This is a genomic window from Streptomyces sp. NPDC028722, assembly GCF_040637655.1.
GTDB lineage: Bacteria > Actinomycetota > Actinomycetes > Streptomycetales > Streptomycetaceae > Streptomyces.
The window spans coordinates 83630-108090 of record NZ_JBEZWU010000026.1; the positions used below are offsets into that span (position 1 = coordinate 83630).

Annotated in this window: 22 protein-coding genes, 1 tRNA gene and 1 pseudogene; 10 read left to right on the forward strand and 14 right to left on the reverse strand. The window is 71.8% G+C overall.

All coding sequences use genetic code 11. The annotated features are described in order from the left end of the window. Nucleotides 1-336: 336 nt before the first annotated feature. Nucleotides 337-410 (reverse strand) — tRNA-Pro (locus AB0F03_RS30465). Between the two features lie 111 nt (nucleotides 411-521). Beyond that, nucleotides 522-1040, reverse strand: a complete 519-nt coding sequence (locus AB0F03_RS30470; protein ID WP_361997648.1) for a hypothetical protein — start codon at nucleotides 1038-1040, stop codon at nucleotides 522-524. A 129-nt stretch (nucleotides 1041-1169) separates the two neighbouring features. On the opposite strand from AB0F03_RS30470, the gene AB0F03_RS30475 reads away from it, so the two are divergent. Together AB0F03_RS30475 and AB0F03_RS30480 are read left to right on the forward strand one after the other, a co-directional pair. After that, nucleotides 1170-1514, forward strand: coding sequence for a cupin domain-containing protein (locus AB0F03_RS30475; protein WP_361997650.1), 345 nt, complete (start codon nucleotides 1170-1172; stop codon nucleotides 1512-1514). Nucleotides 1515-1621: 107 nt separating this feature from the next. Next, on the forward strand, nucleotides 1622-2782 hold the full coding sequence (locus AB0F03_RS30480; protein WP_361997652.1) for a Gfo/Idh/MocA family oxidoreductase: 1161 nt from the start codon (nucleotides 1622-1624) through the stop codon (nucleotides 2780-2782). 57 nt (nucleotides 2783-2839) lie between these two features. Here the strand turns inward: AB0F03_RS30480 and AB0F03_RS30485 are convergent, their stop codons facing one another. Next, complete coding sequence (locus tag AB0F03_RS30485) at nucleotides 2840-3871, reverse strand: LacI family DNA-binding transcriptional regulator (protein ID WP_361997654.1); 1032 nt, start codon at nucleotides 3869-3871, stop codon at nucleotides 2840-2842. A gap of 107 nt (nucleotides 3872-3978) precedes the next feature. On the opposite strand from AB0F03_RS30485, the gene AB0F03_RS30490 reads away from it, so the two are divergent. Next, a complete protein-coding gene (locus tag AB0F03_RS30490) occupies nucleotides 3979-4983 on the forward strand; it encodes a Gfo/Idh/MocA family oxidoreductase (protein WP_361997656.1) in 1005 nt (334 codons plus the stop codon). Nucleotides 4984-5047: 64 nt separating this feature from the next. On the opposite strand, the gene AB0F03_RS30495 is transcribed toward AB0F03_RS30490, so the two are convergent. From AB0F03_RS30495 to AB0F03_RS30515, 5 genes are all read right to left on the reverse strand, one after another. Beyond that, nucleotides 5048-5251, reverse strand: coding sequence for a hypothetical protein (locus AB0F03_RS30495; RefSeq protein WP_361997658.1), 204 nt, complete (start codon nucleotides 5249-5251; stop codon nucleotides 5048-5050). Between the two features lie 145 nt (nucleotides 5252-5396). Beyond that, a complete protein-coding gene (locus AB0F03_RS30500; RefSeq protein ID WP_361997660.1) occupies nucleotides 5397-6305 on the reverse strand; it encodes a sugar phosphate isomerase/epimerase in 909 nt (302 codons plus the stop codon). A gap of 1 nt (nucleotide 6306) precedes the next feature. Continuing rightward, entirely contained in the window at nucleotides 6307-7218 is a 912-nt protein-coding gene (locus tag AB0F03_RS30505) for an ATP-binding cassette domain-containing protein (RefSeq protein WP_361997662.1), read from the reverse strand. A gap of 3 nt (nucleotides 7219-7221) precedes the next feature. Further along, nucleotides 7222-8298, reverse strand: a complete 1077-nt coding sequence (locus AB0F03_RS30510; protein WP_361997664.1) for an ABC transporter permease — start codon at nucleotides 8296-8298, stop codon at nucleotides 7222-7224. After that, nucleotides 8298-9317 (reverse strand): substrate-binding domain-containing protein, encoded by a 1020-nt coding sequence (locus AB0F03_RS30515; protein WP_361997666.1) that lies wholly within the window; start codon nucleotides 9315-9317, stop codon nucleotides 8298-8300. The genes AB0F03_RS30510 and AB0F03_RS30515 overlap by 1 nt, the downstream gene beginning before the upstream one ends. A gap of 277 nt (nucleotides 9318-9594) precedes the next feature. On the opposite strand from AB0F03_RS30515, the gene AB0F03_RS30520 reads away from it, so the two are divergent. Continuing rightward, entirely contained in the window at nucleotides 9595-10992 is a 1398-nt protein-coding gene (locus AB0F03_RS30520; RefSeq protein WP_361997668.1) for a cellulase family glycosylhydrolase, read from the forward strand. Between the two features lie 57 nt (nucleotides 10993-11049). Here the strand turns inward: AB0F03_RS30520 and AB0F03_RS30525 are convergent, their stop codons facing one another. From AB0F03_RS30525 to AB0F03_RS30540, 4 genes are read right to left on the reverse strand one after another with little or no spacing between them, the layout of a single operon-like run. Continuing rightward, nucleotides 11050-13455: a glycoside hydrolase family 3 N-terminal domain-containing protein gene (locus tag AB0F03_RS30525; RefSeq protein ID WP_361997670.1), complete on the reverse strand. Its 2406-nt coding sequence runs from the start codon at nucleotides 13453-13455 to the stop codon at nucleotides 11050-11052. Continuing rightward, nucleotides 13452-14270, reverse strand: coding sequence for a carbohydrate ABC transporter permease (locus tag AB0F03_RS30530; RefSeq protein ID WP_361997672.1), 819 nt, complete (start codon nucleotides 14268-14270; stop codon nucleotides 13452-13454). Before AB0F03_RS30530 ends, AB0F03_RS30525 begins: the two co-directional genes overlap by 4 nt. After that, a complete protein-coding gene (locus AB0F03_RS30535) occupies nucleotides 14267-15238 on the reverse strand; it encodes a sugar ABC transporter permease (protein ID WP_361997674.1) in 972 nt (323 codons plus the stop codon). Before AB0F03_RS30535 ends, AB0F03_RS30530 begins: the two co-directional genes overlap by 4 nt. A gap of 7 nt (nucleotides 15239-15245) precedes the next feature. Further along, nucleotides 15246-16547, reverse strand: a complete 1302-nt coding sequence (locus AB0F03_RS30540) for an extracellular solute-binding protein (RefSeq protein WP_361997676.1) — start codon at nucleotides 16545-16547, stop codon at nucleotides 15246-15248. A gap of 134 nt (nucleotides 16548-16681) precedes the next feature. Here AB0F03_RS30540 and AB0F03_RS30545 point away from each other — a divergent pair, with 134 nt between their 5' ends. Continuing rightward, nucleotides 16682-17707: a LacI family DNA-binding transcriptional regulator gene (locus AB0F03_RS30545; RefSeq protein WP_361997678.1), complete on the forward strand. Its 1026-nt coding sequence runs from the start codon at nucleotides 16682-16684 to the stop codon at nucleotides 17705-17707. A gap of 164 nt (nucleotides 17708-17871) precedes the next feature. Continuing rightward, nucleotides 17872-19227 carry an APC family permease gene (locus AB0F03_RS30550; protein ID WP_361997680.1) on the forward strand — a complete coding sequence of 452 codons (1356 nt, stop codon included), beginning with the start codon at nucleotides 17872-17874 and terminating at the stop codon, nucleotides 19225-19227. Here AB0F03_RS30550 and AB0F03_RS30555 read toward each other — a convergent pair. Continuing rightward, a complete protein-coding gene (locus AB0F03_RS30555; RefSeq protein WP_361997682.1) occupies nucleotides 19169-19603 on the reverse strand; it encodes an ATP-binding protein in 435 nt (144 codons plus the stop codon). The two genes, AB0F03_RS30550 and AB0F03_RS30555, sit on opposite strands and share 59 nt — an antisense overlap. Nucleotides 19604-19828: 225 nt before the next feature. Between AB0F03_RS30555 and AB0F03_RS30560 the strand changes: the two genes are divergently transcribed. The 4 genes and pseudogenes from AB0F03_RS30560 (at nucleotide 19829) to AB0F03_RS30575 (ending at nucleotide 23394) form a co-directional block, all read left to right on the forward strand. Then, on the forward strand, nucleotides 19829-20542 hold the full coding sequence (locus AB0F03_RS30560; RefSeq protein ID WP_361997683.1) for a GAF domain-containing protein: 714 nt from the start codon (nucleotides 19829-19831) through the stop codon (nucleotides 20540-20542). 490 nt (nucleotides 20543-21032) lie between these two features. After that, the gene (locus tag AB0F03_RS30565) at nucleotides 21033-21728 is read left to right on the forward strand and encodes a glycoside hydrolase family 11 protein (RefSeq protein ID WP_361997685.1); all 696 of its coding nucleotides are present in this window, start codon (nucleotides 21033-21035) and stop codon (nucleotides 21726-21728) included. A 65-nt stretch (nucleotides 21729-21793) separates the two neighbouring features. Continuing rightward, nucleotides 21794-22480, forward strand: a pseudogene (locus tag AB0F03_RS30570) (polysaccharide deacetylase family protein); the annotation flags it as partial. A gap of 245 nt (nucleotides 22481-22725) precedes the next feature. Continuing rightward, a complete protein-coding gene (locus tag AB0F03_RS30575) occupies nucleotides 22726-23394 on the forward strand; it encodes a hypothetical protein (RefSeq protein WP_361997687.1) in 669 nt (222 codons plus the stop codon). 85 nt (nucleotides 23395-23479) lie between these two features. On the opposite strand, the gene AB0F03_RS30580 is transcribed toward AB0F03_RS30575, so the two are convergent. Continuing rightward, nucleotides 23480-24430 carry a methyltransferase domain-containing protein gene (locus AB0F03_RS30580; RefSeq protein ID WP_361997689.1) on the reverse strand — a complete coding sequence of 317 codons (951 nt, stop codon included), beginning with the start codon at nucleotides 24428-24430 and terminating at the stop codon, nucleotides 23480-23482. Nucleotides 24431-24461: the final 31 nt, after the last annotated feature.

Consider the following 24461-nt stretch of genomic DNA (forward strand, 5'->3'; position numbering starts at 1 on the left):
GTCGACTCGGAGGGCGGACACGGCCGCGCCCGCGGCCGTCGTCGGACCGGCGGCGGACACCTGAAGAAGGCTGCGGCGGCTGAAGGAGCCCCGGTCCATCCTCGTGCCCCTCGCCACGGCACCCGATGGATCCACCGCCACGCGGACCGTGCCGACGGCCGGGAACGGCTCGGCCCATGCTGTCCAGCGCTGTCACCGACTGCCGGACGACGCGCCGGACCCCCACCCGGACGGGCAAGGCCGGCGACCGGACTCCGGTCCCCGGCCGTCCCGGGGAATGACAAGGGCCGGTTTCGGATGTCTCCGTAACCGGCCCTGATCTGCGACTCTCACGAGTCGGGACGACAGGATTTGAACCTGCGACCCCTTGACCCCCAGTCAAGTGCGCTACCAAGCTGCGCCACGTCCCGTCGCGGTCCCACGCGGAGCCTTCCGCGTGATCACGCAGGTCAACCCTACCGCACCGGCGCGGTCGCGCGTGACGCGCTCGCGCCGGCCGCCGGGCGTCTCCGGTGCGCCGGTCATTTGATGAGCGCGTTCGCCACCACCACGATCATTCCGAGCAGCGCGTCCACCAGTCCGGTGAGGACGGCGGCCGGCCAGCTCCGCGCCGACCGGCGGGCGGTGATGAGGCCGAGCACGAAGAGGAGCACGACGTTGAGGACGAACGCCGCGTACTCGACACCGTTCGCCGGCCACCACCGCCAGTAGGCGCCTGCCAGCAGGAAGGCCGTGGGCAGCACCGCCGCGACGAGCGGCCATTCGTCGCGCACGGCGAGCAGTACGTCCCGGCGGCGGTGCGGGCCCCGCTCGGCGACGTAGTGGGCGTAGCCGTGGGCGAGGGCGGAGGCGAGCGCGGTCACCACCACCCATGCGGCGTCGTAGCCGCGGACCCCGGCGGACGTGTGCCCGTACTGGGTGAGCGCGGCGACCATCGAGCTGGCGAGGACGGCGCCGTACACCCCGCCGAACAGGATGGCCTCGCGGGCGTCGTGGTGCCGGGGCGGCGGCGTGCCGGCCGCCGGGGAGTCGTCGGACATGCACTCCACGTTCACCCGCGTCCCTCCCGCCCGCCACCGCACCGGGCGACGAAGTGTCCCCTCATCAGGCCCGATGCCCCACACACTGTCGACGGCGGCACGACCCGCGCGCGGGCTAGGGTCGGCCGCATGACGCACAGCTTCGCGCTCCACATCCCCGACGCCGACCTCGCACCCGAGCCGCTCGACCCGGAGCAGATCGTCTCCGGGCAGCCGGAGGTGACCGGAAAGGTGGTCTGGGAGTCACCGGACGGCCGGCAGATCCGCGGCATCTGGCAGATCACGCCGGGCGTGGTCACCGACACGGAGGCGGACGAGCTGTTCGTGGTGATCAGCGGCTCGGCGACGATCGAGGTCGAGGACGGACCGGTGCTGACGGTGGGGCCCGGCGACATGGCGGTGCTGCGCGCGGGTGACCGGACGACGTGGACCGTGCACGAGACCCTCCGCAAGGCCTACGCGATCAGTCTCTGAGCGCGCCGGTCACCGGCACCTGTCGGAGGGTTGACACGCTACCTATGTCCGGACAAAGGTGGCCCGGACAGAGGTGGACCGGTCCCGCGGGTCAGGGAGAGGCTGTCATGGTGGATGCGCTGGGTGTCGCCGTCATCGGGTTCGGCTGGATGGGCCGGGTGCACACCCAGGCGTACGCCCGGCTCCCCCACCACTATCCGCGGCTCCCGCTGCGCCCCCGGCTGGTGACGGTCGCCGAGGAGGTGCCGGGCCGGGCCGAGGAGGCCGCCGAGCGGTTCGGGTTCGCGTCGGCGACCCGCGACTGGCGCGAGGTGGCGGCCGATCCGCGGGTGCGGGCCGTCAGCGTCACCGCACCGAACTTCCTGCACCGCGAGATCGGCGTGGCGATGGCCGAGGCCGGCAAGCACCTGTGGATCGAGAAACCGGTGGGCCTGACCGCCGGGGACGCCCGCGCGGTCGCCGACGCCGTCGCCCGGGCCGGCGTCCAGGGCACGGTCGGCTTCAACTACCGCAACGCGCCCGCCGTCGAGGCTGCCCGCGAGCTGATCGTCTCCGGCGGGATCGGCGCGGTCACCCACGCCCGCATCCGGCTGTTCAGCGACTACGCCGCCCACCCGGACTCCGCCCTGACCTGGCGGTACGAGCGCGCACGCGGCGGCAACGGGGTGCTCGGCGACCTGGCCTCGCACGGCACCGACCTGGCCCGGTTCCTGCTCGGCGACATCGCCTCGCTGACCGCCGACACGGCGGTCTTCGTGCCGGAGCGGGCCCGGCCGGCCGGGGCGACGGCCGGTCACGCCGTGGCCTCCGGCGGCGCACCGGGCCCCGTCGAGAACGAGGACTACGTCAGCTGTCTGCTGCGCTTCGTCTCGGGCGCCCGCGGGGTGCTGGAGGCCTGCCGGGTCTCGGTCGGCGAGCAGAACACCTACGGCTTCGAGGTGCACGGCACCCGGGGGGCGGTGTTCTGGGACTTCCGGCGGATGAACGAACTGGGCGTGAGCCGGGGGACGACGTACCAGGACCAGCCGGTCAGCACCGTGTACGTGGGCCCGGGCCACGGCGAGTTCGCCGCGTTCCAGCCCGGCGCGGGCAACGCGATGGGCTACGACGACCTGAAGGTGATCGAGGCGCACCGCTTCGTCCGCTCCATCGCCGAGGGCACGCCGTACGGGGCCACCGTCGGGGACGCCGTGCACAGCGCGACCGTGCTGGACGCGATGACGCGGTCGGCCCGGCTCGGCTCGTGGGTGGACGTCGACGGCGGCTGAGCGCGCCGGAGAACCGCCCGCCCTCGGGCTTCCCGACTCGGTACCGGCCGGCCCCCGTCACCCGGCCGTCCGCGCGGGCATGTTGTACGGCGTGACGACCTGGATCGCGGACGGCAGCAGCGGGGCCGCGGGCGGCAGCGCGCCGTGGAAACGCATCACCTCGTGGCAGGCCTCGCGCATGTCGTGTCGCAGGTCGTGGTGGAGCACGGCGGACAGGCGGTGCTCGCGCAGCAGGCGGGTGTTGTCGTGGTCGAGGTCGTGCGCGACGAACACGGCGCAGTCCCGGCCGAGATCGGCGAAGGCCCGCAGGGTGGCGTCGTTGCCGCCGCCGATCGAGTACACCGCCCGGATCTCCGGGTCGCGTTCCAGGGCGGCGCGCACGAGGTCGTACTGCGTGGCGTCGAGCCCCTGGCCCTCGGTGATCTCCACCAGCGTCCGCTCCGGGTGCCGGGCCCGCATGACGCCGCGGAAGCCCATCTCGCGCTCCTCCTCGTTGCGGAAGAAGCCGCTGCTGAGGCTGGTGAGGACGTTGGCGGGCCGGTCGCCGAGCCACTGGCCGGTCAGATAGGCGGCGGTCGCGCCGGCGGCCCGGTTGTCGATGCCGACGTAGGCCAGACGGCCGCTGGCGGGCAGGTCGGTGACCAGGGTGACGACCGGGATGCCGGCGGCGGTGAGCCGGCCGACGGCCGCCGTGATCTCGGGGACGTCCGGCGCCTTGAGGATCACGCCCTGGGAGCCGCGCCGGGCGATCCGGTCCAGGGTCCCGGCCTGCTCCCCGGCCGGCCCGGTCTCGCTGAAGTGGAAACGGGAGCGGACCACGGCCGGGTGCAGCGCCGGCAGTTCGGCCTCCAGGGCGGCGCGTACGGCGGCGGTGAACCGCTCGGGCGCCTGCGCCACGATGTCGACCATGAACGTGCGGCCGACCAGCCGTACCTGGGTGCGCTGGCGGTCGAGGTCCGCGATGGCCCGGCGCACCTCCTGCGCGGTGCTCTCGCGCACCCCTCCCCTGCCGTTCAGCACCCGGTCCACGGTGGCCTCGCTCAGGCCCGCCTGCCGCGCGATCTCGCGCAGGGGGAACGGATGGCCCATGGCCCGGCTCCTTGAGGGGTTTTTGACGGCTGCCTGCTGGTTGTTCGAGGGGTTTGTGCTGACAAGAATGACAGGACCGCTCCGCTCCTGTGACCGAAAGAGTGCACATGCGTATCGGAATTCTCGGCCTCGGCCGCATCGGCGCCTTCCATGCCGAGACCCTCTCCGGACTGGACGCCGTCGAGTCGCTGGTCGTGGCCGACCCGTTCCCGGGTGCGGCCGAGGCCGCCGCCGGGCGGTTCGGGGCGCGGATCGCGGACTCGCCGGAGGCCCTGCTGGCGGCCGGTGTGGACGGCCTCGTCGTCGCGGCGGCCACCGACGCCCATCCGGCGCTGATCCGGGCCGGCGTCGAGGCCGGGGTGCCGGTCTTCTGCGAGAAGCCGGTGGCCCGCACGATCGCGGAGGGTGTGGCGGTACGGGAGGCCGTGCGGGACAGCGGCGTGCCGGTGCAGATCGGCTACAACCGGCGTTTCGACGCGGGCTTCGCCGCCGCGCGGGCCGCCGTACGCGCCGGTGAGCTGGGCATCCTGCACACCGTCCGGTCCACGACCCTGGACCCGGCGCCGCCCCCCGCCGCGTATGTCGCCGCGTCCGGCGGGATCTTCCGGGACTGCTCCGTGCACGACTTCGACATCATCCGCTGGGTGACCGGCCGCGAGGTCACCGAGGTGTACGCGGTGGGCGGCAACCGGGGCGCCGAATACATCAGGGCCGCGGGCGACGCCGACACCACCGGCGCGGTGCTCACCCTGGACGACGGCACGATCGCGGTCGTGTCCAACTCCCGGCACAACGGCCGTGGTTACGACGTCCGCATGGAACTGCACGGCTTCGCGGACTCCCTGGCCGTCGGCCTGGACGACAAGCTGCCGCTGCGTTCGGCCGAGCCGGGGGTGGCCTTCCCCTCCGGCACCCCCCACGACTTCTTCATGGACCGCTTCGCCGACGCCTACCGCGCCGAACTCAGTGCGTTCACCGAGGTGGTGGCCGGTGTCCGCCCCTCGCCCTGCACCATCGAGGACGCCCTGGAGGCGGCCTGGATCGCCGAGGCGTGCACGCTGTCCCTGCGCGAGCACCGCCCGGTGACGCCGGCGGAGGTGCGCGGGGCGTGAGCCGAAGCCGGCAGGCGGGAGCCGAAGGCGGCGCCGGGCGCGTGCCCGGCGCCGTGCCCGCTTCTCAGCCGCAGTACCGGATCAGCCACTCGTCCGGGTTGTAGGTGTCCCGCGCCGGGTCCGGCGTCGTCGCCTGCTTCGTCTCGACCGTCTCCTCCAGGCGTATCCGCTCCGGCAACGCGCCGAAGCGGTCGCGGCGCAGGGCGGCCGGGTCGGCGGCGTCGGCGGCGTCCTGGGGCGTCGTGCGAGGTTCCGTACGGTGTGTCATCTCGTCCTCCCGTCGGCGCGGGCGTCCCCCGTCTCCTGCACAACGCCCGCGTGCCCCGGTTGGTTCCCGGCCGCGCCCGCGCCGAATCCCCTGGGACACCGAAGGAACCGGCCTAGGCCGGTTCCTTCGGTGTCCGTCACCTTCCTCAGGCCCCGCAGGACCGCAGGAAACGCCGGGTGCGCACCGCGATCGGCAGCGGCGCGTCCGGCTCGCACGGGTACATGTCCTGCTCGACGATCGCGAACAGGTCCACGCCCAGCTTCTGCGCGGCCTCCAGCACCGGGCCCAGCTCGGGCACGCCGGACGGCGGTTCGCACATCACGCCGCGCCGCACGGCCGGCCCGAACGGCACCCCGTCGGCGACCACCTGGGCGAGGACGTCCGGGTCGACCTGTTTGAGGTGCAGGTAGCCGATGCGCTCGCCGTAGGTCTCGATGAGCCTGACGCTGTCGCCGCCGCAGTAGGCGTAGTGCCCGGTGTCCAGGCAGAGGTTGACCAGTTCGCCGTCGGTGGAGTCCAGGAAGCGTTCGACGTGGGCCTCGGTGTCGATGTGGGTGTCGGCGTGCGGGTGGACGACGAGTTCCAGGCCGTACGCCTCCCTGACCTCGTGGCCGAGCCGTTCCATGCCCTTGGTCAGGTGCGCCCACTGCTCGGCGGTCAGCTCGGGGGGTTCCAGGATCTCGGCGGTCCTGTCGTCCCGCCAGAAGGAGGGGATCACCACCAGGTGCCGGGCGCCCATCGCCCCGGTGAGCGCGGCGACCTGGCTGACGTGGGCCCAGGTCTCCTCCCAGACGGCCGGGCCGCGGTGCAGGCCGGTGAAGACCGTGCCCGCGGAGACCTTCAGGTTCCGCCTGGCCACTTCCTCCGTCAGCCGTGCCGGATCGGTGGGGAGGTAGCCGTAGGGGCCGAGTTCGATCCACTCGTAGCCGGCCTCGCCGACCTCGTCGAGGAAGCGTTCCCAGGGCACCTGCCGGGGGTCGTCGGGGAACCAGACGCCCCAGGAGTCGGGGGCGGAGCCGACCCGGATGCGGTCCAGCGGGGTGGGACGGTCCATGTCAGGGGGTTCCTTCCGGGGAGGTCGTCACGGGTGCGCCGGGACCGCCGTCCTCGGGCAGCTCCGCCACGTCGACGCCGCGCACCTGGGCCAGTTCGTGCTTGAGCGCGGCGAGTTCGGCGCCGCCGGACATGTGGTTGGTCAGCTGTTCCAGGGTGACCTCGTCGCGTTCGGCGGACAGTTCGAGGGTGCCGAGGCGCAGGACGCTGAAGTGGTCGCCGACCATGTAGGCGTGGTGGGGGTTGTGGGTGATGAAGATGACGCCGAGGCCGCGGTCGCGGGCGGCGGCGATGTACTTCAGGACCACCCCGGACTGCTTGACGCCGAGGGCGGCCGTCGGCTCGTCCAGGATGAGGACGCGGGCGCCGAAGTGGACGGCGCGGGCGATCGCCACGCTCTGCCGCTGGCCGCCGGAGAGGGTGCCGATGGGCTGTTCCAGGTCGTCCAGGGCGATGCCCATCCGGCGCAGTTCCTCGTCGGCGGTCCGTTTCATCCGGCTGATGTCGAGACGGCGGACGGGCCAGGGACCCCGGGTCAGCTCGGAGCCGAGGAAGAAGTTCCGCCACACGGGCATGAGGGGAACGGTGGCCAGGTCCTGGTAGACGGTGGCGATGCCTTTGTCCAGGGCCTCGCGCGGGGTGCTGAAGCGCACCGGCTGCCCGTCGACGAGGAACTCGCCCTCGGTGTGCCGGTGCAGCCCAGAAATGATCTTGATGAGGGTGGACTTGCCGGCGCCGTTGTCGCCGAGCACGCAGGTGACCCGGCCGGCGTGGACCCGGAGGTCGACGCCGTGCAGGGCGCGGATGTTGCCGTAGGACTTGCCGGCGCCGCGCAGTTCGACCAGGGGGCCGTCCGGTGCGGGTGCGCCGTCCTGGCGGGCGGTGCCGTGGGGTGCGGTTCCGTTGTCAGTCATGGGTCACCTCCGGGTCGCCGTGCGCTGGACCCACAGATTGATCAGGACGGCGCCGAGCAGCATCACGCCGAGGAACGCCTTGAACCAGTCCGGGTTCCAGCCGGCGTAGACGATGCCCTGCTGCACCATGCCGAACATGAAGGCACCGAAGACCGGGCCGATCGCGGAGCCGTAGCCGCCGGTGAGCAGACAGCCGCCGATGACGGCCGCGGCGATGTAGATCAGCTCCTGGCCGACGCCCTCGCCGGACTGCACGGTGTTGAACGAGAACAGGTTGTGCATGCCGACGAACCAGGCGCCGAAGCCGACCAGCATGAACAGGCTGATCTTGGTGAAGGTGACGGGGACGCCGACGGCGCGGGCGCTCTCCTTGTCGCCGCCGACCGCGAAGATCCAGTTGCCGTACCTGGTGCGCAGCAGCACCCAGGTGGCGAGGGCCGCGAAGACCAGCCACCAGACCACGGTGGTCTTCACCTGCACCCCGCCGACGTCGAAGGAGGACGCGAAGACCTTTCTGGCCTGGCCGAAACCGTCCATGTCGCTGACGTCGTCGGTGGCGACGTTCCCGGTGACCAGCTTGGTCACGGCCAGGTTGGCGCCCTGGAGGATCAGGAAGGTGCCGAGGGTGATCAGGAAGCTGGGCAGTCCGGTCCTGACGACCATCCAGCCGTTGAGGGCGCCGATCGCGAGGGACACGGCCAGGGCGACGATCACGCCGGTCCACACGTTCAGGGTGAGCTGGTAGCTGAGCATGCTCGCGGTGAGCGCCGAGGAGATCACCGCGACGCCCGAGGAAAGGTCGAACTCGCCGCCGATCATCAGCAGGGCCACCGGGAGCGCCATGATCCCGATGGTCGACGACTGGTAGAGGATGTTCGCCATCGAGCTGCCGTCGCGCACCGGCGGCGCGGCGATCAGGAAGAAGACCAGGACGGCCGCGGCGCCGAGGAAGACGCCCACTTCGGGCCGGGCGAGCAGCCGGAGCGGAAGCGGGCGCCGGGTGGTGCGGCCGTCGGTCCGCCGGGGTCCGGACGCCGGCGGCGTGCCCACCGCCGGCTCAGCCTGCTGGGCCATACTCATCACCGGGTGCCCTTCGCGGCGAACTCGGCGACCTTGTCGACGTTGCCCTTGTCGACGAAGGCCGGGCCGGTGAGCACCGGCTGCACTCCGCCGCCGCTGTAGTTGCCGTTGTTCTTGTAGAGCCACAGGGAGTCGACCGCCAGGTAGCCCTGGAGGTAGGGCTGCTGGTCGACGGCGAACTCGATGCTGCCGTTCCGGACGGCCTTGACCAGCTGGTTGTTGAGGTCGAACGTGGCCACCTTCGCCTTGCTGCCCGCGTCGACCACGGACTGGGTCGCGGTGAGGGCGATGGGGGCGCCGAGGGTGACGACGGTGTCGATGGAGTCGTCCTGCTTCAGCTTCGCCGTGATGGTCGACTTCACGGACGGCATGTCGGTGCCGTTCACGTACAGGGTCTCGGTGGTGCCCTTGAACGTCTTCTTCACGCCGTCGCAGCGCTGGGTGAGGCCGACGTTGCCCTGTTCCTGGATCACGCAGACGATCTTCTTGGCGGGGGTGGTGTCGAGCTTGTCGCCGAACGCCTCGCCCGCCACGCCCTCGTCCTGCCCGAAGAACTCGACCAGGCCGAGCTTCTTCCAGTCGCTCAGACCGGAGTTCAGGCCCACCACCGGGATGCCGGCCTGTTCGGCCTTGCCGAGCACGGCCTTCATGGCGTCCGGCTTGGCCAGGGTGACCGCGATGCCGTCGACCTTCTGGTCCACGGCGTTCTGCACCAGGCCGGCCTGGTTGCCGGCGTTCGGGTCGGCGGAGTAGACGAGCTTGACGTTGTCCTTGGCCGCCGCGGCCTGCGCGCCCTTGCGGACGGTGTCCCAGAAGGTGTCTCCGGGCGCCTGGTGGGTGACCAGCGCGACGGTCATCCGGGGCGTGTCGGCCCGGCCCGCGGAGGCGTTCGCCGCTCCCTCCTCGGCCTTCTTGCCGCCGGAGCCGCTGGAGCAGCCGGCGAGGGTGAGCGCCGCCGCCGCGGCCACGGCCACGAGGGGGGCCGCTCTGCGGGAGCGGGAGCGAGAAGAGCGGTCCATCTTGCCTGCACCTCACTGTGCGTGCGACGGGGGAACGGACGCTGTTGCGTTGGGACGGGATACAAGCCTCTGCCGGGCCCACTGTCAATACTTTGTTAAGACATACTTGCACGAGCAGGTCAGAATGTAAGGACAAATAACGGCCCCGTCGGGGCGTGCCGGGCCCGGCACCCAGTACACAGCAGAAGACGCCGGATGGCACCGGGCCCCTTGAGAAGCGCCGCGACTGCTGGTGGGATGCGCGGCACGACGAACACCGCCGGCCCGGAGGTCTCCTGTGCTGCGAGCGATTCTGACGGCGGGCGCGGCCGTCGCCGCGCTGCTTGCCCCCGCCACCGCCCCCACCACCGCTCACGCCGCCGCCACCGCCACCGTCGGGGACCCCGGGCGGGGCATACCCCCGCTCACCGACCGGCAGGGGCGGGTCCTCACCCTGCGCGGCTGGAACCTCGAGGACAAGGCGCACCGCGGCGGCCAGGCGCTGACCGGCATCACCGAACGGCACCTGCGCGACCTGCGCGCCCAGGGCTTCGGCTTCGCCCGGCTGCTGGTCTTCTGGGACGACCTGGAGCCGAGACCGGGACAGTACAGCCGCGGCTACCTGCGCAGGATCGGACGGATCCTGGACTGGGCCGAACGCCACGGCGTGAAGGTCGTGCTCGACGCCCACCAGGACGTCTTCGGGCCCGCCTTCGGCCACCGCGGCATCCCCGAGTGGGCGACCAGGACCGACGGACTGCCCTTCACGCCGCATCCGGACGACTGGTTCGCCGAGTACTTCGAGCCCGCCGTGCAGCGCGCCTTCACCCATCTCTACGAGGACGCCGACCTGCGCCGGGCCCAGGCCGGGATGTGGCGGACCCTCGCCGTCCGCTTCGCCCGCCATCCGGCCGTACTCGGCTACGACCTCCTGAACGAGCCGATGGGCGAAGCGCGTCCGGGGGAGGATCCGGTGACGGCGGCGGGCCGCATCGAGCGCGAGCAGCTCACGCCGATGTACAACCGGCTGGCCGACGCGGTCCGTTCGGCCGACCGGCGCTCCTGGCTGTTCGTCGAGCCCACCCCGGTCGTGGGCGAGGGCGTACCGACCGGCCTCGGCCGTGTCGAGGACCCCCGGGTCGTGTACGCGCCGCACTTCTACGACACCGCCATGGAGGCGGGCTCCGACTACGACCCCGGCGCCGGCTGGATCGAGGCGTACGAGCGGGCCGTCACCGTCTACCCGGAGCGGTACGGGGTCCCGGTCGTGGTCGGCGAGTGGGGGCCGCCCGACAGCACCCTGCCGAACATGGGCCGGTTCTACCGGGACGCGATGGCCTCCCTGGGCCGTTACACCTCCGGCTGGGCGGGTTATGAGTGGTGCTACGGCGGCGGGTACTGCGCGGTCGACGGCACCGGCGCCTTCCGCGCCCACAAGGAGCTGACCGCCGAGCCGTACGCGGAGGCCGTCGCGGGCACGGTCCGCTCCGCCGTGTACGACGCCGGGCGGGGCGTGTACCGGCTCTCCTACCGCGCGGCACGCCGCGGTTCCCGGCTGACCGCGCTGTCCCTGCCGCCGGGCACCTGGCGGATCACGGCCGGCGGCGGCGCGGCCGTCGGGCACGGCACGGCCGGCCGGGCGTGGGTGCGGGCCGTACCGGGCAGCCGGGTGACCGTCACCGTCGAGCGCGGCTGACGGACCGCGCCGCGGCCCGCTTCCCCGTCGGGGGGACGGGCCACGGCGCGCCGGCGGTCAGACGGCGGGGTGCGGCTCCGGTTCCGGCCGTCCTGCCGTCTCCTGCACGAAGTGCGCGTGGAACCGGCGGCGGTGGTCCACGTGGCGTGCCACGCCGGTCAGGGCGACCGTCGCCGTCAGCCGGACGTCGCTGCTGGACGCCGCCAGACGCAGGTGCAGCTCGCCCGGTTCGACCACCCGGCGCCCGTCACGGCCGGTGAAGGAGGCCAGGTCCGCCGGTACGGTCACGCGCAGGCGGCGGGCCTCGCCCGGGGCGAGCGGGACCCGGGTGTACCCGATGAGCCGCTGCACCGGCTGGACGACGGAGGCGACCGGGTCGTGCAGGTAGAGCTGGACGGTCTCGGTGCCGTGCCGCTCCCCCGTGTTGCGCACCGTGAGGGCGAGGGCGAACTCGCCGCCGGTGTCCGCCTCCGCCCGCTCGACCGTCAGGCCCTCCCAGCCGAAGGTCGTGTAGGCCAGGCCGTGCCCGAACGCGAAGGCGGGGGTGGGGTCGATGCTGGAGACGTCGCCGGCCTGGGCGAGCCGGGCGCCGAGGTAGGTGGCGGTCTGGCCGCCCGTACCGCGGGGCACGCTGACCGGCAGCCGCCCCGAGGGGCCGGTCCGGCCGCTGAGGACACCGGCGAGGGCGGTGGTGCCCTCGGCGCCGGGGAAGAAGGACTGCACGAGCGCGGCGGCCTCGTCCGCGGCGCGGCCGAGCGCGTAGGGCCGGCCGGCGAGCAGGACCGCCACCACCGGCGTGCCGCTGTCCAGCAGGGCGTCGAGCAGGTGCTGCTGAGCGCCGGGCAGGGCCAGTGACTCGGCGTCGCAGCCCTCACCGCTGGTGCCCCGGCCGAACAGGCCCGCGCGGTCACCGAGCGCCACGACGACGACGTCGGCCCCGCGCGCGGTACCGACGGCCTCGGCGATGCCGGAGACGTCGCCGTCGTCGACGCCCGTGCCGCGGGCCAGGGTGATCTCGGTGTCGGGGAACTCGCGCCGGAGGGCGTCCTCCAGGGTGGGCAGGCCGATGCCGGCCGGTGTTCCCGGATGGTGCACGCCGACGTGCTGGGGGAAGGAGTAGCAGCCCAGTACGGCAGTGGGTTCGGCGGCGTTGGGGCCGATCAGGGCGATACGGCGGGGCCGGTCCAGGGGCAGGGTGCCGTCGTTGGCCAGCAGGACGACGGCCTCCTCAGCGACGGTGCGGGCCAGTTCCCGGTTCTCGGCGGTGTCCAGGCCGACGCTGCCGCGCAGGGCGTCCGGGTCGTCCAGATCGCCGCCCCGCAGGGCGGCCGGGACCGGGTCCCAGCCGGCGTCGAGCAGGCCCAGCCGGGCCTTCTGGGTGAGCACCCGGTGCAGGGCGCGGTCGATCAGCGACTCCGGGACCCGGCCCGCGGCGACGGCTTCGGCGAGGGGCGCGCCGAACGTCTTGACGGTGGGCAGTTCCACGTCGACGCCCGCCCGCAGGGCCGCCCCCGCGGCCTCCGCCCAGTCGCCGGCGACGCCGTGCAGGGTCTTGAGGAAGGCGATGCCGAAGTAGTCGGCGACGACCGTGCCGTCGAAGCCCCAGGTGTCGCGCAGCAGCCCGGTCAGGAGGTCCTCGTCGGCCGCGGAGGGCACTCCGTCGGTGTCGGTGTAGGCGTGCATCACGGAGTCGGCGCCGCCCTCGCGCACGGCCATCTCGAAGGGGGGCAGGACGATGTCCGCCCGCTCGCGCGGGCCCATGCCGACGGGCGCGAGGTTGCGGCCGGCACGGGAGGCGGAGTACCCGGCGAAGTGCTTCAGGGTGGCGACGACCCCGGCGGACCGCAGCCCCTGGACGTAGGCGGTGCCGATGCTGCCGACGAGGTACGGGTCCTCGCCGATGGTCTCCTCCACGCGGCCCCAGCGGGCGTCGCGGACCACGTCCAGGACGGGCGCGAGACCCTGGTGGACGCCGACGGACCGCATGTCGCGGCCGATGGCGGCGGCCATCCGGCGGATCAGGCCGGGGTCGAAGGTGGCGCCCCAGGACAGCGGGACGGGGTAGGCGGTGGCGCCCCAGGTGGCGAACCCGGCCAGGCATTCCTCGTGCGCCAGGGCGGGGATGCCGAAGCGGTTCGCGGCCATGATCCGCTTCTGGGTGCGCAGCAGGGAGAGCGCGCCGAGCGCGGGGTCGACGGGTGCCGTGCCGAAGGGGCGGGTGAGCTGTCCCAGGCCGGCCGGCAGGAGGGCGCCGAGGTCGACCGCGTCCTCCATGTCGTGCTGGTGCGGGGCGACTTCGGCGCCCTCGTCGGACGCGCCGACCCACACGCCGTACAGCTGGGCGATCTTCTCCTCGACGGTCATCGCGCCGATCAGCGCGGACACCCGGGTGCCGGTGTCCTGGGCCGGGTCGTTCCAGAGGGGGACTTCGGGGGTGGTCTCTACGGCCACGTTGGCGGTCACTTTCCTCCCATGCCCATCAGGCCCTGGACGAGGGCCCGGCGGGCGAACAGGTAGACGAGCAGGACGGGCACCATGGAGAGCGTCACGGCGCCCAGCAGACCGGGGATGTCGATGCCGTGTTCGGTCTGGAAGTTGTACAGGCCCAGCGTGATCACCTTGGTGGAGTCGGACTGGGTCAGGACGAGCGGGAACAGGAAGCCGTTCCAGGCCTGGAGCGCGGAGAACACCACGATCGTGGAGAGGCCGCCGCGCGAGAGCGGTACGACGAGCTGGAAGAACATCCGCCGCGGGCTCGCCCCGTCCATCGTCATGGCCTCGAACAGCTCGGGGCTGATGTCGCGCATGGCGCCGCTGAGGATGAGGGCCGACATCGGCAGGCAGAACGCGGCGGTGGGCAGGATGATGCCGAGCAGGTTGTCGTACAGGCCCGCCTCGCTGATCAGGTAGAACATCGGGACGATGACGGCCTGGGCGGGGATGGCGAGGCCCAGCAGGAACAACCGGAAGATCTGCGAGGTGACCCGGCCCCGGCTGCGGACGATCGCGTAGGCCAGGGGAGGTACGAGCAGCAGCACCACGCCGACGACGCAGACGGTGACGACGACGGTGTTGAGGAAGTACCGGCCGAAGCCCGAGTCGAAGGCCCCGGTGTAGTTGTCCAGGGTGAGGTCGCGGGGGAAGGACAGGGGTCCGTTCTTCGCGTAGTCCTCGCGGGTGCGCAGGGTCGCGGCGAGCATCACGTACAGCGGCAGGCCCACCAGGACGAGCCAGACGAGCGAGCCGGCGCCGGCCGGGTAGTTGGGGCGCTGCCTCATGACACCCCCTCCATGGAGCTGCGCATCCTGTCGTAGCCGGAGACGCGGACGACGATCAGCGAGACGACCGTGGCGGCGACGACCAGGCAGAGGGCGATGGCCGAGCCGGCGCCGAAGTCGAAGCCCTTGAAGGCCTTCTGGTACATGTAGTAGGCGCTGATCGTGGTGTCGGTGCCCGGTCCGCCCTGGGTGAGGATCAGCACGGTCTCGAAGGTGGTGAGCCCGCCGACGATCATCAGGATCATCGAGGTGATCACCGAGGTGCGCAGCTGCGGCAGGGTGATGTGGAAGAACCGGCGGTAGCGCCCCGCGCCGTCGATCGCCGCCGCCTGGTACAGCACCTGCGGGACGGCACGGGCGGCGCCCTGGTAGATCAGCGTGTGGAACGGGGTGAACTGCCAGGTGCTGACGAAGGCCAGCACGCCGATGGCCGAGGTCTGCTCACCGAACAGGTTGCCGTCGCCGAACAGCCAGGTCAGCCGCGCGGGGATGCCGAAGTTCGGGTCGAGCAGCGCCCGCCAGAGCACCGACACGGCGGTGGAGGACAGCAGCAGCGGGACGAAGTAGATCGCCGAGAGGACGGCGCGGTTGCGCCGGTGTCCGGCGGCCCAGACGCCGAGCACGATGCTCAGCGGGGTCTGGAGGGCCACGCCCAGGGCGGTGAGCAGCAGGGTGAGCCAGACGCTTTTGATCATCACGGGGTCGTCGAGGATGCGCTGCCAGTTGTCCGTCCCGACGAACCGCGGTGACCCCAGGCCGTTCCAGCTCATGAAGGACAGCACCGCCACCATGATCAGCGGCACGATGGCGAAGAGGGCGAAGAACAGGGTGGCGGGCAGGGCCCAGAGGAAGCCGGGGCGCGTGCCCTGGGCGGTGCAGAAGGCTTCCGCCGGCCGCCGGGCCCTCCCCCGCCGGGCCTTGCCCGGGGCCGTGGCGGCGGGCGGGGCGCTCGTGGTCTGTGTCGTCATGAGCGGTTCACTCGGCCGGGAGGGCCTGCATGGCCTTGATGAAGCCGTCGGTGTCGAGCTGCCCGTCGAAGAACTGCTGGACGGCCTGGTGGATGGGCGTCATGGCCGACGGCGGGAAGGCCTGGTCCCAGGACAGCTGGAAGGACTTCGCCTTGGCGACGAGGCCGTACTGGAAGCGGGAGTAGGCGGGGCTGGCCGACGTACCGAGGAAGTGCGGCGTGTTCGTGGTGGTCGGCAGGTTGCCGATGGCCAGCTGGGCCTTGACGAACTGGTCGGAGTACATCAGCTTCAGGAACCGGGCGACCGCCTCGGGGTGCTTGGTCTTCTTCAGCACCGAGTAGAAGTTGTTGGTGTTGCCGACGACGTCGGACGGGTCGCCCTTGCCGCCGGGGACGGCCGGGAACGAGCTGTAGCCCAGGCCCTTGGCGGCGAAGTCCTTGGCGTCCTGCTGCTGTTGCGCGTAGTACCAGGAGCCCATCAGCTCGAAGCCGGCCTTGCCCTGGGCCACCAGCGCGGGCGAGGCGCCGTTGGTGTACTTCACGGAGTCGTAGTTCTTGCCGAAGGCGCCGGCGTCGACCAGCTCCCGGAGCATGCCGAGCGCCTTGCGGCTGTCCGCGCTCGCCCAGGCGTCCTTGTCCCCGTCCAGGGCCTTCTGGAACAGCTTCGGGCCGGCGACGCGGTCGTAGACGTACTCGAACCACATCAGCGTCGGCCACTGGTCGCCGCCGCCGAGCGCGATGGGGGTGGTGCCCTGGGACTTGAGCTTCTTGACGGCGTCGACCAGCTGGTGCCAGGTCGTGGGCCGGTCCACGCCCGCCTTGCCGAGGACGTCCTTGTTGTGGAACAGCAGGACCGGCTGGGTGCCGCGCATCGGGATGCCGTAGGGCTTGCCGTCGATGACGGCGCTGTTGTAGACGGCGGGCAGGAACTTGTCGTCCAGGTTCGGGTCCTTCTTCACGAAGTCGTCCAGCGGCATCAGCAGCCCGGCCTTCACGAAGGGCTGGATGCTGCCGCCGCCCCAGTTGAAGAAGACGTCCGGCGCCTGCGGCGTGTTGATGATCGTCTGGAGCTTCTGCTGGTAGTCGGCGCCGGGGATGGTGTCCAGGACGGCCTTGACGTCGGACGTCCGGTTGAAAGTGTCGACGATCCGCTTCTCGACCTTGTTGCTGGCGTCCCCGTAGACCAGCACGTGGATCCTGCCGTCGTCCGAGGAACCTCCCCCGCTGTTCCCGCAGGCGGCGAGGCTCGCCGCCAGGGCGAGCGTCGCGCCGCAGGCGAGCACCCGGGGCATCCGTGTACGCATGGTCATCCGCCTTCCGAAAGTTTCGACAGTAAAGCCGAAAGTCCTGCGGCTGGACAGTAGGAGCAGACCGAAGAAATGGTCAACGGTCGTGCACGCACGCGGCCAAACCGTTATCGGACGCCATGCCCTATGCTGCGGCCATGGGCGCAGAAGACGAGGTCGGCCGCAGAGTGACCCTGGCAGCCGTGGCCGCAGAGGCCGGCGTCTCCCTTCCGACAGTTTCGAAAGTCCTCAACGGTCGTTCGGATGTGTCCCCGGCCACGCGGGACAAGGTCGAGCGCCTGCTGGAGGCCCACGGCTACCGCCGGCGCACCCCGGGACCGCCCCCGGCCCCGCTCATCGAGATCGTCTTCCACGAACTGGAGAGCGTCTGGGCGATGGAGCTGATCCGGGGCGTGGAGAACGTCGCCCAGCGCAGCGGCGCCACCGTCGCGCTCACCGAGAGCGGGACACGGCAGGCGCCCGGACCCGAGTGGATCGAGGGAGTCCTGCGCCGCCGGCCCCTGGGGGTGCTGCTGGTCTTCTCCACCGTGCCGGAGGCCGTGAAGAGGCGGCTGCGGTCCCGGGCCATCCCGTTCGTCATCGTGGACCCGGCGGGCGATCCCGATCCGGACGTACCGTCCGTCGGTTCGGCCAACTGGGCGGGCGGGCTGGCCGCCACCCGCCACCTCACCGACCAGGGACACGAACGCGTCGCCATCATCACCGGCCCCGAGGACCTGATGTGCTCGCTGGCCCGGCTGGACGGGTACCGCTCCGCACTGGCGATGGCGGGCCTGGAACCGGACCCGCGGCTGGTGCGCTACGGCGACTTCCACGTCCAGGGCGGTTACGAGCACGCCCTGGAGCTGCTGCGCCGCCCGGACCGGCCCACGGCGATCTTCGCCGGGAGCGACCTCCAGGCGCTGGGCGTCCTGGAGGCGGCCCGGGTGCTGGGCCTGAGCGTGCCGCGGGAACTGTCGGTGGTGGGGTACGACGACGTACCGCCGGCCCGGTGGTCGAGTCCGCCGCTCACCACCGTGCAGCAGCCGCTGCGGCGCATGGCCGAGGAGGCGGCCCGGATGCTCCTGCGGCCCGTGGATCCCCGCAAGGCCGCCCTGCGCATCGAACTGGCCACGCATCTGGTGGTGCGCCAGAGCACCGCGGCGCCGCCCGCGCCGGACTGAACTCGCGCCTGCGGGAGAGGCACGGCCCGCGCCGGTCGCAGACACACGCGGCTCGGGAGGGGCGCGGCCCCCGCCGCCCGCGAACCCGCGTCCCGCGCGGACCCGGTTCGCGCCGTCCGCAGGAGACAGGCGTGGTTCGCGTGCCGGCGGGGACACGGACCGACATGTCGATAGCGAGAGAACAGGCACCGGAGACCGCCCCTGGCGGTCCGGTCCTCAAGCAGGCCCTCACCACGCCCCTGCTGTACTTCTTCATCCTCGGGGACGTCCTGGGCGCCGGTGTGTACGTGCTGGTCGGCCAGATCGCCGCCGACGTGGGCGGAGCGGTGTGGGCACCGCTGCTCGTCGCCCTCGTCCTGGCGATGCTGACCGCGGCCTCGTACGCCGAGCTGGCCACGAAGTATCCCCGGGCGGGCGGCGCCTCCCATTACGCCACGCGGGCGTTCGGCCCGTTCGCCGGCTTCCTGGCCGGCTTCTGCATGCTCGCCGCCGGCATCGTCTCCGTCGCCGCCCTGGCCCGCGGTTTCGCCGGTGACTACCTGTCGGCCTTCGTGTCCCTGCCCGTGGGCCTCGTCGCCGTGGTCTTCCTCGCCCTGCTCGCCCTGCTCAACGCGCGCGGCATCAAGGAGTCCACCCGGGCGAACGCCGTCGCCACCGTCATCGAGGTGGGCGGACTGGTGCTCATCGTGGTCCTCGGCGCCTGGCTGCTGCTGCGCGGCGACGGCGACCCCGGACGGCTGACCCGGCTCGGCACCGCGGACGAGGGCGCCGCGACCGCCCTCCTCAGCGGCTCGGTGCTGGCCTACTACTCGTTCGTGGGGTTCGAGACCTCCGTGAACGTCGCCGAGGAGACCCGGAACCCGCGCCGCTCGTACCCGCGGGCCCTGTTCGGCGCCCTGGCCACCGCCGGGGCGGTCTACGTCCTGGTGGGCGTCGCCGCCTCCGCGGCGGTACCGACCGGCCGGCTCGTCGCCTCCAGCGGCCCGCTGCTGGAGGTCGTCAAGGAGGCGGGAGGCGTCCCCGTCCGCCTCTTCAGCGCGATCGCGCTCGTCGCCGTCGCCAACGGTGCCCTCCTGACCGGCATCATGGCGTCCCGGCTCGCCTTCGGCATGGCCCGCGACGGGCTGCTCCCCGCACCCCTGACCGCGGTCCTGCCGGGCCGCCGCACACCGTGGGCCGCGATCGCGGCCACCACCGTCCCGGCGATGGTCCTCGCGCTGACCGGGAGCGTCGCCACGCTGGCGTCCACCCTGGTCCTGCTGCTGCTCGTGGTCTTCCTCATGGTCAACATCGCCGTGCTCGTACTGCGCCGCGAACCGGGCGCGGAGCGGCACTTCCGGGCCCCGACGGTGCTGCCCGTGCTGGGCGCGGCCTCCTGCGTCCTGCTCGCCACGCAGATCGAGGGCCGGGTGTGGCTGCGGGGGCTGGTCGTGCTCGCCGTCGGCGCGCTGCTCGCCGGGGTCACCGCCCTGCGCGGTGTCCGTCGTCCACCGGCGAAGACGGCCGGAAACAGGCGATGACCGTCTTGCCGTGCGGGCAGGGCCGGGCCTCCCAGCTCTCGGCCAGGGCGTTCATGAGGAGGATGCCCCGCCCGCCGGGCTGGAGGGTGTCGGGCTGCCGCGGCGACGGCAGCTCCGGCGACGTGTCGTGCACCGCGATGTGCAGGCAGTCGCTGTCCCACGACATCACCAGCTGCGCGGTGCTGTGCGCGTGGATCTGGGCGTTGGTGACCAGCTCGGACACGACCAGCAGCACGTCGTCCGCCGTGTCGGGGGCGGAGTCCGACCAGCCCAGCTCGTCCAGATGGGAGCGTGCCCAGTCACGTGCCGTCTTGACCTGGCTGTTGAGCGGCAGCGAGCGTGCCCAGCCCACCGCGCGAAGCGAACGTCCGTCCACGATCATCCTTGTCTGTGCCGACTCGGCCGTCTCTGTCTGTCGGCCTACCGGCTACCCGCATACCGGCCCGCTACCGCAGCGGCGTGCCTACGGCCGGGCCGGGTACTCCATGGGCATGGTCTGTCCTCGTCAGCCGGCGCCCTCGTCGCGCCGGCGGTGTCCCCGGCCCGCCCCGTGCGCGGCGCGCGCCCTCACCACTCGTCCCTGCGGGCCGCGGAGGGCCGGATGACGTACGACGTGACGAAGGCGGTGCGGATGGTCGCGGAGGCCGCGGACGGCGCGCCCCTGACGGAGGTGCCCCGGCGGGTGTGCGCGGCGGTGTCCGAGGGACTCGGGATGGACGGCGCCACCCTGTCGCTGCTCACCGACACACCCTCGCGCCAGCTGCTCGCCGCCTCGAACGACGCCGCGCTGCTGCTGGAGGAGATCCAGTTCACCGTGCTGGAGGGGCCGTGCATCACCGCCGCGCACCTGGGTGAGCCGGTGGCGGTGGACGAGCTGCGCGGCGCGGTGACGCCCTGGCCGCTGTTCGGTGCCGCCATGCGGGAGAAACTGCCGCAGGTGGAGTCGGTCTACGCACTGCCCGTCTTCTTCGGCGACTACGTCCTCGGCTCCGTCGACCTGCTCGCGCTGCGCCCCCACGCCCTCGACGAGGAGGCGCTGGAGCGGGCGTCCGTCGTGGCCGACGCGGTGGCGGCGGCGCTCCTGCCCACCCGGGACGTGATCATCACCGGGGACCGGGCCCCGTCCTGGGAACCGGTCGACGTCATCCGCGCACACTGGTTCGACACCGCGCGCGCCGTCGGCGCCCTGGTGGCCACCCGGGAACTGACCCCGGAGAACGCGCTGGCCCTGATGCGCGCCGAGGCCTTCCGCACGGGCAGGTCACTGGCCGACATCACGCGGGACATCCTGCGCGAGCCTCCCGGCTCGGCGTAGTCCCTCCGCGCCTCGGCGATCGCCGTCCTGGCTCCGGCTCCGGCTCCGCATAGGGCGGTTCGAAAGATTCGGTATACATGCCGAGCGTTGCGACACGGTAGGCAACCCCACCCTCTCCGTCAACCGCCACGACCGAGATCGTCGGAGGCTGCGCGTCGCCCGGAAGATCGGCCCGCCAGCTCGGCCAAGAGGTCCTGAAGCCCTTCACGGGCCCTCGACCTCCCGCATCACAGGCATCCGAATCTTTCGGTGCCAGACTCCGGTCATCTTCCTCGAAGTTTCGAGGAAGTTTCGGAAACGGACGCATTGACCGCCGTTTCGGGCCCGGCGCATACTCTCCAGCAATCGACCCCCCTCCCCCAGCTCCCCCGGCGCCGTACGGCTTCGTCGCGGGATATGACATGCACGTGCCAAACAGGGCCACTGAGCGCCCTCCCAGCACTCGCGCTCACGCAGTACTCACCCGTACTCACCAGGAGGAAGCAACCACATGGACAACGACAAGGCCCTCGACCGCCCGATGAGCCGCAGGGGCTTCATCAACCGCGCCGGCGCCCTGGCGCTGGCGACGTCCGCGTCCGGGCTGCTGCTGCCCGGCACCGCCCACGCCGCCACGACCATCACCACCAACCAGACCGGCACCAACAACGGCTTCTACTACTCGTTCTGGACCGATGGCGGCGGATCGGTCTCCATGACCCTCGGGTCCGGCGGCAACTACAGCACCTCGTGGACGAACTGCGGGAACTTCGTCGCCGGCAAGGGCTGGAGCAACGGCGGGCGCAGGAACGTGCAGTACTCGGGCAGCTTCAACCCGTCCGGCAACGGCTACCTGTCGCTGTACGGATGGACCTCGAACCCGCTCGTGGAGTACTACATCGTCGACAACTGGGGCACCTACCGGCCCACCGGGACCTACAAGGGCACGGTCACCAGCGACGGCGGCACCTACGACGTCTACCAGACGACGCGGTACAACGCCCCCTCCGTGGAAGGCACCAGGACCTTCAACCAGTACTGGAGCGTGCGGCAGTCGAAGAGGACGGGCGGAACCATCACCACCGGCAACCACTTCGACGCCTGGGCCCGCTACGGCATGCGGCTGGGCAGCTTCAGCTACTACATGATCCTCGCCACCGAGGGATACCAGAGCAGCGGCAACTCCAACATCACGATGAGCGGCTGACCGTCCCCGCCCGCCCGCTCTCCGCACCCCCACCGCGGTCACGCCGCCCCCCACGAGGAGGACCCATCCGCATGCGCGCCGCACACCGCCCCCTGCTGACCGCCCTGGCCGTCGCCGCGACGGCCGTGGCCGGCACCGTCACCGCAGCCGTCGGCACCGCCCCGGCACACGCCGCCGGCTGCACCGGATACGTCGGACTCACCTTCGACGACGGGCCGTCCGACGCCCACACTCCCGCCCTGCTCAACGCCCTGCGGCAGAACGGCCTGCGGGCCACCATGTTCAACGAGGGCCAGTACGCCGCGGCCTACCCGGCCCAGGTCCGGGCCGAGGCAGCCGCCGGCATGTGGATCGGCAACCACAGCTACACCCACCCCCACCTCACCCAGCAGAGCCAGGCGCAGATCGACTCCGAGGTGTCCCGCACCCAGCAGGCGATCGCCACGGCCGGCGGAGGTACGCCGCAACTGTTCCGCCCGCCCTACGGCGAGACCAACGCCACGCTCCAGGCGGTCGAGGCCAAGTACGGCCTGACCCAGATCATCTGGGACGTCGACTCGCAGGACTGGAACGGCGCGAGCACCGACGCGATCGTGCAGGCCACGTCCAGGCTGGCCAACGGCCAGATCATCCTCATGCACGAGTGGCCCGCCAACACGCTCGCCGCGATCCCGCGCATCGCACAGACGCTGGCGGGCAAGGGCCTGTGCGCCGGCCGGATCTCCCCCCAGACCGGCCGAGCCGTGGCACCCTGACCGCGATCCCCCACTCGGCACGGCGAAACCCCGGCGCACGGGTGCGCACCGCCCGGGCTCCGTCGTGTCAGCGAGTGGCCGGGGTACACCCGTAGGGGTGGTGGTGGGGCCACCCCCGATCCGGTGCTCAGGCCCAGGGACCGCGTGCCCCGGCAACGGCAGGCTTCAGGGGTCGGCGGGCACGGGCAGCAGCTCGTGCCCGCCGGCGCCGAATCGGCCGTACCGAGAACCCGGGGGATCCCATGTCCGAAGCACTCGCCCGGCGTCTGACCGGCCTAGCCGCCGTCGTCGCCGCCGTCGCCCTCATCGTCCAGGTACCGCTGTACTTCCTCTACTCGGGCCCGCCGCCGGACACCAACGTCCTGGCCCGGCTGCTCGTCGGGATCATCGCGTTCGGTTGTCTGATCGTGTTCGTGACGGCCTTCCGGGAGCTGGTCAAGCGGGTCGGGCCGGTCCATGAATGGGTCGGTTCGATCGCCTTCGCCACGGGCCTCGTGTACGCCACGGTCACCCTGGTCTCGATGGGCCTCGAAGCGGGCGCGGTCATCGCCGTCGACCATCCGATCGACCCGACCATCGACGTCAGTGGCACCTACATCCTCTACGGGTCCGTCTCCCGGCTCATGCTGGCGCTCTTCCTGACCGCCGTCGGCCACGCCGTCACCCGCACCCGCCTGCTGCCGCGCTGGACCGGCCGCTCGGCGTACGTCCTGGCCGTCCTCAACCTGGCCTTCGTGCCGTCGCTGTTCTTCGGCAACGACCCCGCGTTCTTCTACGCGGCGAACGGCTGGGGCACGACCGCCCTGATGGGGGCCGCCCTCAGCTACTGGCTGCTGGCCCTGGGTATCTGCACGTACCGCAGCGCGGCACACGTCACCCCGGCGGCCGGTGCGGCGGCGCCACGGCGCTGAACGGCCCGGCCGGCGGGGCGCACCGGAACGCCGTCGCCGAGGGACCGCCCGTGGCCGCGGGCACGGGCCGCCCCTCGCCCGACGATCAGATCTTCTTCGCGACGTAGAGCCGGTAGCTGTCCACCGGCGGCATGAACTGCGAGGGCAGCACGCCCATCCTCTTCAGCAGCTTGGTGGAGCCGCTGTCGGTGTAGCCGGCGAAGGAACCGCCGACGGCCTCCGGGCCGACACGCTTGGCCATGTGACGCTGGATGGCGCCGGCCCGCTGCTCGCGCAGCGCCTTGTGGAAGGAGCCGTCGGGAGACAGACGCCGGTGGATCGCGGCCCGCACGTTGGACGAGATGTCACGGTCGAGCACCCACTCCAGGCCCAGGTCCTTCGCCTGGAGTTCCTTCAGGAAGGCGTGCCGCTGTGTGGTGTAGAGGTCGACGTGCGTGAAGTAGCCTCCCGGCTTGAGCACCCGTGCCACCTCCTGGAGGAACTTCTCCAGCCTCGGGTAGTTGTGCGCGCTCTCGATGTTCACCACGACGTCGGCCTCGCCGTCCTCGAAGGGCAGGTTCTCCGCGTCGCCCTGGACGTAGCGCAGGCCCTTGCGGGACAACGCGGCGTTCGCCCGGTTGACGGCCTGCTCCGACAGGTCGAGGCCGATCATGCTCCTCGCGTGGATCACACGGGAGAGGAAGTTCAGTCCCTCGCCCAGCCCGCAGCCGACTTCGAGGACGAACCTGTCCGCGTAGTCGTCGAGGTCGATCGGCACCTCCCTGAGCGCGGCGAAGTACAGCTCTTCGGAGAAGCCGTCCGTGTCGTAGTGCAGGAAGCCGGGGATGCGGGCGTTGATCTCCTTGGCCACCTGGTCGTCGTGGTAGCCCCAGTTCCACAGGATGCCCTTCTTGGACATCCTGGCCTGAAGGTCGTAGCTGGTGGAGATGTTCTTCTTGTGCACACCCTCCTTGGCTCTCTGGCCGTCCTGGTCGTCGGTCAGATTGATCTCGTTGACACTCGTGAACAAGCCGTACATGTCCTCGCGTGCGCCCATGATCCGGGTTCCTCTCTCATCGTGCTCGTCA